Source organism: Ancylobacter lacus (assembly GCF_018390635.1).
Classification (GTDB): domain Bacteria; phylum Pseudomonadota; class Alphaproteobacteria; order Rhizobiales; family Xanthobacteraceae; genus Ancylobacter; species Ancylobacter lacus.
The window spans coordinates 145,444-157,604 of sequence record NZ_JAHBGE010000057.1 but is presented as its reverse complement, the minus strand read 5'-3'; the positions used below and the strand labels follow the sequence as shown (position 1 = coordinate 157,604).

9 protein-coding genes are annotated in these 12,161 nt (G+C 72.5%); 2 read left to right on the top strand and 7 right to left on the bottom strand.

Features of this window, described 5'->3' with window-relative positions; all coding sequences use genetic code 11:
• Positions 1–12: 12 nt before the first annotated feature.
• Positions 13–1,671, top strand: coding sequence for a choline dehydrogenase (gene betA / locus KHC27_RS14570; protein WP_213340167.1), 1,659 nt, complete (start codon positions 13–15; stop codon positions 1,669–1,671).
• A 58-nt stretch (positions 1,672–1,729) separates the two neighbouring features.
• On the opposite strand, the gene KHC27_RS14565 is transcribed toward betA, so the two are convergent.
• The 6 genes from KHC27_RS14565 to KHC27_RS14540 form a co-directional block, all read right to left on the bottom strand.
• A complete protein-coding gene (locus KHC27_RS14565; protein WP_213340100.1) occupies positions 1,730–2,488 on the bottom strand; it encodes an adenine nucleotide alpha hydrolase family protein in 759 nt (252 codons plus the stop codon).
• The gene (locus KHC27_RS14560) at positions 2,485–3,711 is read right to left on the bottom strand and encodes an electron transfer flavoprotein subunit alpha/FixB family protein (protein ID WP_213340099.1); all 1,227 of its coding nucleotides are present in this window, start codon (positions 3,709–3,711) and stop codon (positions 2,485–2,487) included. Before KHC27_RS14560 ends, KHC27_RS14565 begins: the two co-directional genes overlap by 4 nt.
• Positions 3,708–5,639: a DUF3483 domain-containing protein gene (locus KHC27_RS14555; RefSeq protein WP_213340098.1), complete on the bottom strand. Its 1,932-nt coding sequence runs from the start codon at positions 5,637–5,639 to the stop codon at positions 3,708–3,710. The genes KHC27_RS14560 and KHC27_RS14555 overlap by 4 nt, the downstream gene beginning before the upstream one ends.
• Before the next feature lie 131 nt (positions 5,640–5,770).
• Positions 5,771–7,810, bottom strand: coding sequence for an NADH:flavin oxidoreductase (locus KHC27_RS14550; RefSeq protein WP_213340166.1), 2,040 nt, complete (start codon positions 7,808–7,810; stop codon positions 5,771–5,773).
• Between the two features lie 117 nt (positions 7,811–7,927).
• Positions 7,928–8,710 (bottom strand): YoaK family protein, encoded by a 783-nt coding sequence (locus KHC27_RS14545; protein ID WP_213340097.1) that lies wholly within the window; start codon positions 8,708–8,710, stop codon positions 7,928–7,930.
• A gap of 192 nt (positions 8,711–8,902) precedes the next feature.
• On the bottom strand, positions 8,903–9,895 hold the full coding sequence (locus tag KHC27_RS14540; protein WP_213340096.1) for a GlxA family transcriptional regulator: 993 nt from the start codon (positions 9,893–9,895) through the stop codon (positions 8,903–8,905).
• A gap of 136 nt (positions 9,896–10,031) precedes the next feature.
• On the opposite strand from KHC27_RS14540, the gene KHC27_RS14535 reads away from it, so the two are divergent.
• The gene (locus tag KHC27_RS14535) at positions 10,032–10,727 is read left to right on the top strand and encodes a hypothetical protein (protein WP_213340095.1); all 696 of its coding nucleotides are present in this window, start codon (positions 10,032–10,034) and stop codon (positions 10,725–10,727) included.
• Between the two features lie 133 nt (positions 10,728–10,860).
• Here the strand turns inward: KHC27_RS14535 and KHC27_RS14530 are convergent, their stop codons facing one another.
• The gene (locus KHC27_RS14530; RefSeq protein ID WP_213340094.1) at positions 10,861–12,072 is read right to left on the bottom strand and encodes an FAD-binding oxidoreductase; all 1,212 of its coding nucleotides are present in this window, start codon (positions 12,070–12,072) and stop codon (positions 10,861–10,863) included.
• Positions 12,073–12,161: the final 89 nt, after the last annotated feature.

Genomic DNA, 12,161 nt, shown 5'->3' with positions numbered 1-12,161 from the left:
GACATGAGCGTCATGTCGGGCGAGTTCGATTACATCATCGTCGGGGCAGGCTCCGCGGGCTGCGTGCTGGCGAACCGGCTGACCGAGGACGGCCGCAACCGCGTGCTGCTGCTGGAATTCGGCGGCTCCGACCGCTCCATCTTCATCCAGATGCCGAGTGCGCTCTCCATTCCGATGAACATGGAGAAGTACAACTGGATGTACGAGACCGAACCGGAACCGGGCCTTGCCGGCCGGCGCATGCACTGCCCGCGCGGCAAGGTGCTGGGCGGCTCGTCCTCGATCAACGGGCTGGTCTATATCCGCGGCAATCCGCTCGATTTCGACGGCTGGCAGGCGCAGGGCGCGCAGGGCTGGGCCTACAAGGACGTGTTGCCCTATTTCCGCCGCGCCGAGGGCCGGCGCGACGGGGGCGATGCCTATCGCGGCGCCGACGGCCCGCTCAAGACCACCTATGGCGCGCTGAAGAATCCGCTCTACCACGCCTTCGTCGAGGCGGCGCGGCAGGCCGGCTATCCCCTCACCGACGACGTCAACGGCTTTGCCCAGGAGGGCTTTGGCCGCATGGACATGACGGTGAAGGACGGCGTGCGCTGGTCCACCGCCAATGCCTATCTCAAGCCCGCGCTGAACCGGCCGAACCTGAAGGTGGAGACCCATGCGAGGGCCCGCCGCATCCTCATGGAGGGCCATCGGGCGGTGGGCGTCGCCTATGAGCAGGGTGGCCGCACCGTCGAGGTGCGTGCGGTGCGGGAGGTGATCGTCTCCAGCGGGCCCATCGCCTCGCCACAGCTGCTGAAGCTTTCCGGCATCGGCCCGGCGGCCGAACTGCGCGATTTCGGCATCGATGTCGTGGCGAACCGGCCCGGCGTCGGCGAAAACCTGCAGGATCACCTCGAATTCTACTTCCAGCAGGCCTGCACCCAGCCGATCACGCTCTATTCCTCGATGGGCCTCTTCGCCCGTGGCCAGATCGGGCTGCGCTGGCTGCTGCGCAAGGACGGGCTGGGCGCGACCAACCACTTCGAGACCTGCGGTTTCATCCGCTCGCGGCCGGACGTGCCGTATCCCGATATCCAGTACCATTTCCTGCCGCTGGCGGTGACCTATGACGGGCAGGGGCTGGCGTCCGAGCACGGTTTCCAGGCTCATGTCGGCCCGATGCGGACCAAGAGCCGGGGCTGGGTGAAGCTGCGCTCGGCGGATTTCCGCGATAAGCCTCGAGTTTTCTTCAATTATATGAGCCACGAGGACGACCGCATCGAGATGCGGGCCTGCGTGCGGCTGACGCGGGAGATCTTCGCGCAGAAGGCGTTCGATCCCTATCGCGGCCGGGAAATCCAGCCGGGGGCGGACGTCACCAGCGACGAGGCGATTGACCGCTTCGTCGCCGAGAAGGCCGAGAGCGCCTATCACCCCTCCTGCAGCTGCAAGATGGGGGACCCTGCCGACCCCATGGCGGTGGTGGACCCGCAGGCGCGGGTGATCGGGGTGGAACGGCTGCGGGTGGTGGATTCCTCGATCATGCCGTCGGTGACGACGGGAAACCTCAACGCCCCCACCATCATGCTGGCGGAGAAGGCCTCCGATCATATCCTCGGCCGGCCGTTGCTGGCGGCGTCGAACGCGCCGTACCTGCCGGCGGAAAGCGGGCGGGTGGCGCAGCGCTGAGCCGACGGGCGGCTGAAGCCGCCCGCTTTCGGCCGCGTTTGTTGATTTTATCGAGGATTCAACGGCGCAGGACGCCGATTTCGCGCAAATGCGTGATGATTTCCCGCGCGGCCTCGGCGGGCGCGGGGTTCACCAGAAGCCGGCCGCCGCCGGCCGCCGCTTCGGTGGCGGCCTTCAGCCGGTCGGCGGCGGAGGCGCCGGCGGCGCTTTTTGCGATGAGCTTCGGCCGCTTCCGATAGGGCCGCTCTTCCGGCGCGGCCGACGGGGGCTGACTGTCAACCCCCTGCAATTGCGTGATTTTCCCTCTCCGCGCGGCGGCGAAGGTGAAGGGCAGCGGGGCCGGGGCGGCGGGGTGCACGGTGAGGAGCGCGGGCAGCCGCAGCACCACCCGGCGCCGGGCGCCGCGCGGCAGGACCTGTTCGACGGCGAGGAGGCCCTCGCCCCCGGCATCGATCCGCACAACATCGGCGAGGATCGGCAGCCCCAACTCGCGGGCGAGGGCATAGGGCAGCAGCCCGCTGTCCTCGCCGCCCTGCGCCTGCCGGCCGGCCAGGATGAGGTCCGGCGTGGTGGCCTTCAGCGTGGCGGCAAGGCTGACAAGCGGGTCGGAATCGCCCTTTATTGTCAATAGGTTGAGCGTCGAGAGCCCGTGGCCCAGGGCATCGGCGACGCCGTCCGCGGAAGGCCCTGCGTGCAGCCCGGTGATGTCGGCGGCCAGGCCGGAGGCCAGCCGCAGCGCCTGCAGCTCGACCGCGGGGGGGCAGGGGCGGGCGGAAACGGGGTGGCGGCCGGCGGAGAGCAGGACGGTGATCTTCATTCCCGCGTCTCCTCAGCTTGCAGCGCCGCCAGCAGCGCCGGCATGACCTCCTGCGCGTCGGCGACGATGGCGAGGCCGGCCCGCTCGATCATCGCGGCGTGAAGGTCGGTGTTGACCGCCACCACATGCTCGCACCGCGCAACCCCTTGCAAATGCTGGGGTGCGCCGGCGATGCCGAGGGCGAAATAGCAGGTCGCGTCCAGCACCGTGCCGGAGGCGCCGACCTGCGCCGCACGCGGCATCAGCCCGGCATCGCAGACCACGCGGCTTGCGCCGGGGGTGGCCCGCAGTGCCGCCACCAGGGCGCGGAACCGCTCGAAATCGGTGATGCCGTTGCCCGCCGACACCACGAATTCCGCCTCCGACAGCGGCACCGTGGCGGGGTCGGCCGGCACCACGCGCGCGGAAACGATGGCCCGGGGCACCGCCGCGACCTCACCTAACGCGTTGATTTCACGGGCTTCTCGCGGTGCGCCGGCATAGGCAGCCACGGCGTCGGCGGTGAGGCTGACGAGACGCGGGGGGGTGGCGCGCTGCTCCACCCGGCGGCCGCGGGCGGCGCGGGTCACGGCGCGGGCGGTGAGGCTTTCGGCGGCGGCGAACAGCGGTTCGCCCAGAGCCGCGGCGACGCGGCGGGCGAGGTCGCCGCCCTCGGCGGTCTCGGGGAAGACCGCGTGCCGCACCTTCAGCCGGCGCAGCGCCGCGGCCAGCGCGGCGGCGCGGCCCTCGGGGTCGAATTCGCTTTCACCGGCAAGGACTTGACTGCGATCCGCGCCGGCGCCCCCCAGCTCCTCCACCGGCCCGCCGGGCAGCGCCACCACCGCGCCGCCGCCCTCCGCCAGCAGCCGGGCGGCACCCAGGACCTGCCGGTCATGGGCAGTGAGTCGCCCGCCGGGGGCGTCGGGAACCGCCGCGACGAGGAAGGCGGGCTCCTCCACCACCACGATCCGCGGCGGTGCGGTGAGTGCGATTTCCGGTTCGATGAGGTGGACGATGTGTCCAGTCTGGCCGGTGAGGCCGGTCTGGCGGAGCGTGCGGTCCAGCCGTCGCCGGGCCGGGCCGGGGACGAGGGCGGAGTCCACCTCGGCGCGGGGGTCGCGCCGGGGCCGGCCGGTGGGGCTCGCCGCGGCCGGGGCGGCCGCGCGGTCGAGCCGGGGGCGGGCGGTGCCGGCGACGAGATGCAGGGCGCGTTCGGTGCGGGGGTCGCGGCGGGTCCGGCTCATGCCACGGGCTCCGGCTGGCGGGTGGGCCGGGCGGGGGCGGCTTCCACCGCCATCAGCACCAGCTCGGCGATGTCGCGCACCTCCGGCCGGTCGCCGGTGACGCCTTCCAGCATGGCGGTGCATTGCGGGCAGGCCACGGCGACGATGCCGGCGCCGGTCGCCTTTGCCTGTTCCATGCGCAGGTCGGGAATCCGGGTCTCGCCCTCAACGTCGCTCAGCGGCGCCCCGCCGCCGCCGCCGCAGCACATGGAGCGGCGGCCGTGGCGGGCCATCTCCACCCGATCGAGCCCCAGCCGGTCCAGCAGGCGGCGGGGGGCGTCGACCTCGCCATTGTAGCGGCCGAGATAGCAGGGGTCGTGATAGGTCACGCCCGCCAGCGCCAGCGCGCCGGGGGCGAGGCGGCCCGCCGCCACCAGCTCGTCGAGGAAGGCGGTGTGGTGCACCACCTCGTAATGGCCGCCAAAGGCGGGGTATTCGTTGCGCAGCACGTGCAGCGCGTGGGGGTCGGCGGTGAGGATGCGGGCGAAGCGGTAGCGGGCGAGCGTCGCGACATTCTCCCGCGCCAGCCGCTGGAAGGTAGCTTCGTCGCCGAGCCGGCGGGCGAGGTCGCCGCAGTCGCGCTCCTCAGGGCCCAGCACCGCGACATCGACCTTCGCCAGATGCAGCAGCTTCAGCAAAGCGCGCAGGCTGCGGCCGTGGCGCATGTCATAGGCGCCCTCGCCGAGCCAGAGCAGGATCTCGGCCTCGCCGCGGGCGGCGATGAGGGGCAGCGGGGTGCCGGCGGCGAAATCGGTGCGGGCGGCGAGCGGGCGGCCCTGCGCGTCGTCGGCATAGCGCAGCTCGGCCAGCGCCGGGGCGGCCTTCTCCGGCACCGCGCCGAGCTCCAGCGTCTGGTGCCGGCGCAGCGACACGATGGCGTCGACATGCTCGATCATCATCGGGCATTCCTCGACGCAGGCCCGGCAGGTGGTGCAGGACCACAGCGTATCGGGGTGGATCATCGCCTCGCGGCCGATGATCGGCTGGTCCGGCCCGCCCCGCCCGGCGACCGGGCGGGCGTGGGGGTAGGGGCTGCCGGCATAGGCGGCGTTGCTGCCGCCGGGCTCCAGCGTGGCGACCAGGTCCTGGATCAGCTTCTTCGGGTTCAGCGGCTGGCCGGCGGCGAAGGCCGGGCAGGCCACCTCGCAGCGCCCGCACTGGATGCAGGCGTCGAAGCCGAGCAGCCGGTTCCAGGCGAAGTCGGCCGGGGTTTCCGTGCCGAGGCGGGGGGCGTCGAGGTCAAGCGGCGCCAGCGCGGTCTCGCGCCGCCCCTCGAACCGGCCGGGCCGGGGGTGGGCGGCGAGGTGCAGGGCGCCCGCCACCACATGGCGCATCGGCCCGCGCTCGATCTGGTTCACCAGCCCGAGGCCGGCGGCGGCGGCGAGCCACAGCCCGAGCCAGCCGAGCGGCCACAGCCAGCCGCCGCTGGCGCCGTCCAGCGCCACCAGCAGGGCGCCGGCGGCATAGCCGATGAGCAGCAGCGGCAGGAAGGCGAAGCGCCCGCGGGAGAGGCGCGGCGGCGTCACCGGCACGCGGCGGCGGCGCACCATCGCCCCGCCCGCCAGCATGGCGGCGAACAGCAGCGCCACCACCCCCCAGAACAGGCGGGAGCCACCGAGCCCCGGCAGCGGCGACAGCAGGACGAGCAGCGAGCCCGCCAGCAGCCCGCCGGCGGTGAGGGCGTGCATCCGCGCGGTGAAGGGATCGCGCCCCACCACATGGTGCACATCCACCAGATAGCGCCTCGGCAGGGCGCGCAGCCCGGCCACCCAGTCCACCCGCGCCGGCTGGCCGGCCCGCCACGCCCGCGCCCGCCGGAACGCCGCCACGCCGGCGAAGCCGGCGAGGGCGTAGAGCACCAGAGCGAGGGAGAGGGTGGTGTCGGTCATGGCGGGTGCATCATGGCGGCGGCGCGCTTCCGGGGGTTCTGGCCGCGCCCGGCGGGCGCCGGCCGAAGCGGGGGCCGTTCAGGGACGCGGCCGTTCAGGGACGCCGCCGGCCGCGAAGGGCCGGCAGGGTCTCAGATATCCTTGCACAGGCGCAGCGCGTCGTAGATCGCCGCGTGGATGTTGCGCCCGCTCCAGGCGTCGCCGATGCGGAACAGGGCGAAGCCGCCTTTGCCGAGCGCGGGCTGCGGCGTGCCGGCGACGAGGGCGTCGAGGTCGGTCTCGCCGTCATTGGCGGAGCGTGCCCTGAGGTCGCGGAACAGCCCGTCCACCGGCAGCACGCCGTAATCGGCGACGACCCGGTCGACGACCCGCTCCTCCTCGGCCTCGGTCATGGTGTTGCGCAGCGCCGCGATCAGCCGGTTGCCTTCCGGGTAGACCTCGATCAGCTCCATGTTCGGGCTCATCACCACGCCGAGCTTGTAGAGCTCGCGCAGATGGACCGGCTGGTTGGTGGTGCCGACCTCTTCCGCGATCATGCGGTCGTGGGTCGCCATCTCGACGAGGCAGCCGCGCTTGGCCAGCACCTCGGCGGTGGAGGCGGCGTTGTGGCCGCCGATCTCGTCATAGAGCAGCACGGTGCCGGTGGGCTCCACCGCGCCGGTGAGCACGTCCCAGGTGGTGACGACATGCTCGGCGCCCTTGGCGTAGCCCTTGATGGGCGCGCCGCCGGTGGCGAGGATCACGACGTCCGGCGCCTCGGCGAGGATGGACTCGGCGGTCGCCTCGGTGCCGAGGCGCAGGTCCACGCCCTTCTTCAGCACCTGCGCGTGCAGCCAGCGCGGAATGCCGGAGAGCGCCTCGCGCCAGGTCGCCTTCGCCGCGATGTTGATCTGGCCGCCGACCTTGTCGGCCTTCTCGAACAGCACCACGGCATGGCCGCGCTCGGCCAGCACGCGGGCGGCCTCGAGGCCGCCGGGGCCGGCGCCGACCACCACCGCCTTGCGCTTCACCGGCGCGGGCGGGATGACGTGGGGCATGAAGGCCTCGCGCCCGGTGGCGCCGTTCTGGATGCACAGCGCGTCGCCGCCGACATAGATGCGGTCGATGCAGTAGCCGGCGCCGACGCACTGGCGGATGTCGTCGTCGCGCCCCTCGATCAGCTTGTTGACGAGGTGGGGGTCGGCGATGTGGGCGCGGGTCATGGCGATCATGTCGACATGGCCCTCGGCGACGGCGCGGGCGCCGGTGGCGAGGTCGGTCACGCGCTGGGCGTGGAAGATCGGCACGTCCACCTCGCGCTTGATCGCGCTGGGCAGGAACAGGAAGGGCGCCACCGGGAACGACATGTTCGGCAGCGAGATGGCGTGGGAGATGTGGTCGCGGGCCTGGCCGCCCAGCACGTTGAGGAAATCGACCAGCCCGGCCTTCACATAGTCGGCGGCGATGGCGACGCAGTCCTCATGGCTGAGGCCGTCGGCGATCATCTCGTCGCCGGACATGCGCATGCCGATGACGTAGTCCGGCCCCGCCGCCTCGCGCATCGCCTCCAGCACCTCGCGGCCGAAGCGCATGCGGTTTTCCAGGCTGCCGCCATATTCGTCGCCGCGCTGGTTCACCGAGGGCGACCAGAACTGGTCGATGAGGTGGCCATGGGCGGCGGAGACCTCGCAGCCGTCGAGCCCGCCTTCCTTGCAGCGGCGCACCGCGTCGGCGAAGCTCTTCACTACGCGGCGGATGTCGTTGCGGTCCATCTCGCGGGGGATGGTGCGCGAGGCCGGCTCGCGCCGCGGCGAGGCGGAGATGGTGGGAAACCAGTTCTCGGTGTCCCACTTGGTGCGCCGGCCCATATGGGTGAGCTGGATCATCAGCTTGGCGCCGTGGGCGTGGACCCGCTCGGCGAAGCGCTGGAAATGCGGGATCACGCTGTCGTCGGCGACCGAGATCTGCGCCCAGGGCGCGGCCGGGCTGTCGATCGCCACCGAGGAGGAGCCGCCGAACATGGTGAGCCCGATGCCGCCCTTGGCCTTCTCGGCGTGGTAGAGCTGGTAGCGCTCCTGCGGCTTGCCGTCCTTGCCGTAGCCGGGGGCATGGGAGGTCGACATCACGCGGTTGCGGATGGTCAGGCCCTTGATGGTCAGGGGCTTCAGCAGGGCGTCGGCATTGGCGATCATGGCGGGGAAACGCGCTCCTCGGGCAACCATGCCGGAAACTTCGCGGCACGATAGGGGCGGGGGCACTCTGGAGACAGAATAATTCCGCCATCGCGCCGGTAGCTTTGCGACCGGCGCTCAGCTCCAGTGCAGGCGCAGCAGCGCCGGCACCGCCAGCGCCAGCACGATGAGCGCCAGCGGCACGGAAAACACGAAGCCGACATAGTGGAAGCCGAGCGCGCCGATCACCCCGCCGCTGAAGAAGGCCAGCAGGAAGCAGGTGAGCAGCTTCAGCTTGTCGCGGTCGGCGAGGACTTCCGTCGCGCCGTTGCGGCGGCGCAGCCGGTTCACATAGAACAGCTTGCCCAGCTCGATGCCGAGGTCGGTGACGATGCCGGTCATGTGGGTGGTGCGGATCTTGGCGCCGGAGAGTTTGGTCACGGTGGCGTTCTGCAGCCCCATGATGAAGCACAGCACCGCCACCGCCGGCACGAAGACGAAGACCGAGGTCCGGGCGTGGCCGCCGAGCACGCCGAAGGCCAGCAGCAGCAGCGCCTCCAGCGTCAGCGGCAGGGCGTATTCCTGCCCGGCGCGGTGGAGCCGGGCCCAGTTCACCATCACCGCCGAGGTCGCGGCGCCGGCCAGGAAGGGCAGCAGCGCGCCGAAGCCGGCGATCACCAGCCCCGAGGCCCCGACCACCAGATTGTCCGCCATGCCCGAGACGATGCCCGACATGTGCGAGGTGTACTGCCCCACCGCCAGCAGGCCGCCGGCATTGGTCGCCCCGGCGACGAAGGTCATGACGAGGCCGAGCCGGGCGTCGGCCAGCGGGGTGCGCGCGGCGCCGAGCATGTCGGCCGACAGGTCCGAGTAGCGCGCGGCGAGATTGCGCGTCTCGAGGTGGCGGTGAGGGGCATTCATGGTCAGGCGCGGCGTTCTTTATGCGGCGCGGCCGGTCCCGCGCGGCGGGCGTCCGGTGCGCCGGCCGGCTGCCCGGCGGGTCGACGTGGAGCAAAGTGTCGCGCCGATGGGGCGCCGGGTGCAAGCGCGAACTGTACGCCGCATGCCAGCCCTGCGGCTTGATCTGGCGCAGCCCGGCTTCCGCCGCGCCGTTCAGGTGCCGGAGCGGTCCTCCCGCGGCGGGCGGCCGAAATGCCGGGCATAGGCGGTGGAGAAATGCGCCGCCGACTGGAAGCCGCAGGCTACCCCGACATCGGTGACCGAGAGCGGCGAGAGCCGCAGCAATTCGCGCGCCCGTTCCAGCCGCAGCGTCATCTGGTAGGCCGCCGGGGTGGTGGCGAGGTGGCGGCGGAACAGCCGTTCGAGCTGGCGCACCGAGACGTCGAGCCGCGCCGCGATGGCGGCGACACCGGGCGGGCCGGCGCCGGCGGCGGCGTCCACCGCGCCCTGCATCAGCTTCACCGCGCGGGCGAGCGTCGGGTCGGGCAAGGCGCGGCGGGGCCGGGCCGGGCGCATGGCGCGGGCGCCGGGGCGCGGCTCGGACGGGGCGCCGCGGTCGAGGATGAACTGCTCCGACACCTTGTCGGCGAGGCCGCGCCCGCCCCGCGCCTCGATCAGCGCCAGCATCATCTCCAGCGGCGCCACCCCGCCGGTGCAGGTGAGGCGGTCGCGGTCGATCACCCAGGCGTCGGCGACGAAGTCGATGTGGGGGAATTCCTCGCGGATGGCGGAGAGGTTCTGCCAGTGGATGGCGCAGCGGTGGAAATCCAGCAGCCCGGCATCGGCCAGCACGAAGCTGCCGGTGCACAGCGCGCCGAGCGCGGTGCCGCGCCGGGCCAGCCGCCGCAGCGCGTCCTCCAGCCCCGGCGTCACCGCGTGGCGCACGTCGATGCCGCCGCAGACCAGCAGCAGGTCGAGCGGCCCGGCTTCCGCCAGCGCCACCGTGGGGCTGAGGGTGAGGCCGTTGCTGGCGACGGCGGGGGCGCCGTCCAGCGTGGTCACGCACCAGCCATAGAGCGGCGCCTCGGCGACGTAGTTCGCCATGCGCAGCGCCTCCAGCGCGTTGGCGCAGGCGATCATCGAATGGTTGGGCAGGGTGAGGAAGCCGATGCGGCGGAGGGCGGAAAGGTCGTGCTCCTGGGCCATCGGCGTCTCCGGTCGAGGCATCGTGATGGACGGGGGTACGTAAATGCCCGCAGAGTGTCATGGCGCGGCACGAATGCTGCCTAACATTCGCCGCGCCCGCTGCCGTGAATAGAGGCTCCTCAAGGGGAGATACAACATGTCCGTCACCCTGGCCGCCCCGTTCCATCTGTCGTCGCGCAAGCTCGCGGAAATCGGGCTTCAGGTCGCGTTCTGCGTGGCGCTGGTCGGAGGCACCTATGCGTTGACCCGCGACACCGCGCCGGCCGAGGCGCCCAAGGACGCCTCGCGGCTGATCGCGCCGGAGGTGGAAGGCGAGTTCGGCCTCGCGCAGAAGGGCGACCGCCTCGCCGCGCTGCCGCCCGCCGCGCCGCTGGCGGAGGGCGCGCCCGCCGCCGTGCCGGCGGCCTCGACCGCCCCGGCGGTGCACGCCGTCGCCGCGCCCGCCCATGCCGTTGCCGCCACCATGTCCAGCGAGCCGGCTGCCATCGCCGAGACCGCGCCGCTGCCGCCGGCCAAGCCCCGCCGGCTCAGCGTCACCGCCAGCACCGTGCCGGTCGAGCGTCCGGCGGCGGCGCCGCTCGCTCCCAGCCCGGCCGCCGCGCCGCGCGTGGCCGCCGCGCCGGTCGCGGCCCCGGTTCCGGTCGCGTCGGCGGAGCCGCTGCCGCCGGTCGACCTCACCCCGGCGGCGCCGGAGCCGGCCAAGCCGGCCGAACAGGGCCTGTTCGGTCTGCCCACGGTGCAGCAGGTGTTCGACAAGACGGTGAGCGACACCAATGAGGCGCTCGGCAAGATGAAGCAGGCGGTGCAGCAGGTGATTCCGGTCGGCCAGTAGGCCCCCCGGCCCTGCCTGCGCGCCTCCCGCTCCACGGCGAGGCGCCTGTCGGGCCGGCCGCGCGCCGTCCCGCCCCACGGCCGGCGGTGGCCGCCGGCCCGAACGCAGGGCCGAATTCCAGCCCTGGCGGCGGTCAGCGGTCGACGACGAGGTCGCTGGTCGGCTTGGAACAGCACAGCAGCGCCATGCCGGCGTCGATCTCGCGCTGGCGGATGCCGCCCTGGTGCTTCATCTCCACCGTGCCGGAGGTGATCTTCGACTTGCAGGTGCCGCACAGCCCCTTCGAGCAGGAGGAGGGCAGCCGGATGCCGGCGCGGCGGGCGATGTCGAGCACGAACCGGTCGCCCGGCACCTCGATGGTCTTGCCGGATTTGGTGAACGTCACCTGATAGACCGGCGCCGGAGCGGCCTCGGCCGCCGCCACCACGGCCTGCGCCGCGGCGACGACCGCCTCCACCGCCGCCTCGCCGTCGATCTTCGCCTCGGCGGCGCTCACCTCGGCGGCGACCTCCGGCTCGGCGGCGGCGAGTTCCTCGAAATTGAAGCTTTCCTCATGGTGGCGGGCCATGTCGAAGCCGGCTTCCTTCAGCAGCGCCCGCACCGCCGCCATGAAGGGCGAGGGACCGCAGACGAAGACCTCGCGCTCCAGAAAATCCGGCGCGATCAGCTTCAGCATGGGCAGCGAGAGCCGGCCGCGCAGCCCGGCCCAGGGCTCGCCGGCGCTGTCGCCCTCGCAGACCGGGGCGAGGCGGAACAGGCCGGGCTGGTTGCGCGCCATCAGCTCCAGCTCGGTGCGGAAGATGATGTCGGCGGGCGAGCGCGCGGCGTGCACGAACACGATGTCGCGCGGCTCGCCGAGATCGTGGAAGCTGCGGGCCATCGACATCAGCGGGGTGATGCCGCTGCCGCCGGAGAGGAACAGGTACTTCGCCGGGCCGGCCGGGGCGGCGCCCTCGCCGAAGCAGGTGAAGTCGCCCATCGGCCCCACCGCCCGCAGGGTGGAGCCCACCTTGAGCGTGTCGTGCAGGAAATTCGACACCGGCCCGCCGGGCACCCGCTTCACCGTGATGGTGAGGGTGTGCGGCCGGGTGGGGGCGGAGGCGATGGTGTAGCAGCGGTTCACCGCCTCGCCGCCGATCTCCACCTCCAGCGTGATGAACTGGCCGGGGCGATAGCTGAAGCGGGCGGGCGCGCGCGGCGCCAGCACGAAGCTGCGCACGTCGTGCGTCTCCTGCCGGATCGCCCGCACCACCAGCACGTCGTCGACCTCCGGGTTCCACAGCGGCAGGTCCGGGGCCAGCAGCGGGGCGGCGGCGTCGCGCGCGATGGTGGTGGGTCCGGTCATGGGGCGGCTCCTCGGCTGGGGCAGATCTTGGCGGCAGATCTTGGCGGCAGATCTTGGCGGCAGATCTTGGCGGCAGATCTTGGCGGCAG

Bases quoted from the DNA above. Each gene is read 5' to 3' on its own strand.
- betA (WP_213340167.1), top strand. From the start codon at position 13: ATGTCGGGCGAGTTCGATTACATCATCGTCGGGGCAGGCTCCGCGGGC.
- KHC27_RS14565 (WP_213340100.1), bottom strand. From the start codon at position 2,488: ATGAAGATCACCGTCCTGCTCTCCGCCGGCCGCCACCCCGTTTCCGCC.
- KHC27_RS14560 (WP_213340099.1), bottom strand. From the start codon at position 3,711: ATGAGCCGGACCCGCCGCGACCCCCGCACCGAACGCGCCCTGCATCTC.
- KHC27_RS14555 (WP_213340098.1), bottom strand. From the start codon at position 5,639: ATGACCGACACCACCCTCTCCCTCGCTCTGGTGCTCTACGCCCTCGCC.
- KHC27_RS14550 (WP_213340166.1), bottom strand. From the start codon at position 7,810: ATGATCGCCAATGCCGACGCCCTGCTGAAGCCCCTGACCATCAAGGGC.
- KHC27_RS14545 (WP_213340097.1), bottom strand. From the start codon at position 8,710: ATGAATGCCCCTCACCGCCACCTCGAGACGCGCAATCTCGCCGCGCGC.
- KHC27_RS14540 (WP_213340096.1), bottom strand. From the start codon at position 9,895: ATGGCCCAGGAGCACGACCTTTCCGCCCTCCGCCGCATCGGCTTCCTC.
- KHC27_RS14535 (WP_213340095.1), top strand. From the start codon at position 10,032: ATGTCCGTCACCCTGGCCGCCCCGTTCCATCTGTCGTCGCGCAAGCTC.
- KHC27_RS14530 (WP_213340094.1), bottom strand. From the start codon at position 12,072: ATGACCGGACCCACCACCATCGCGCGCGACGCCGCCGCCCCGCTGCTG.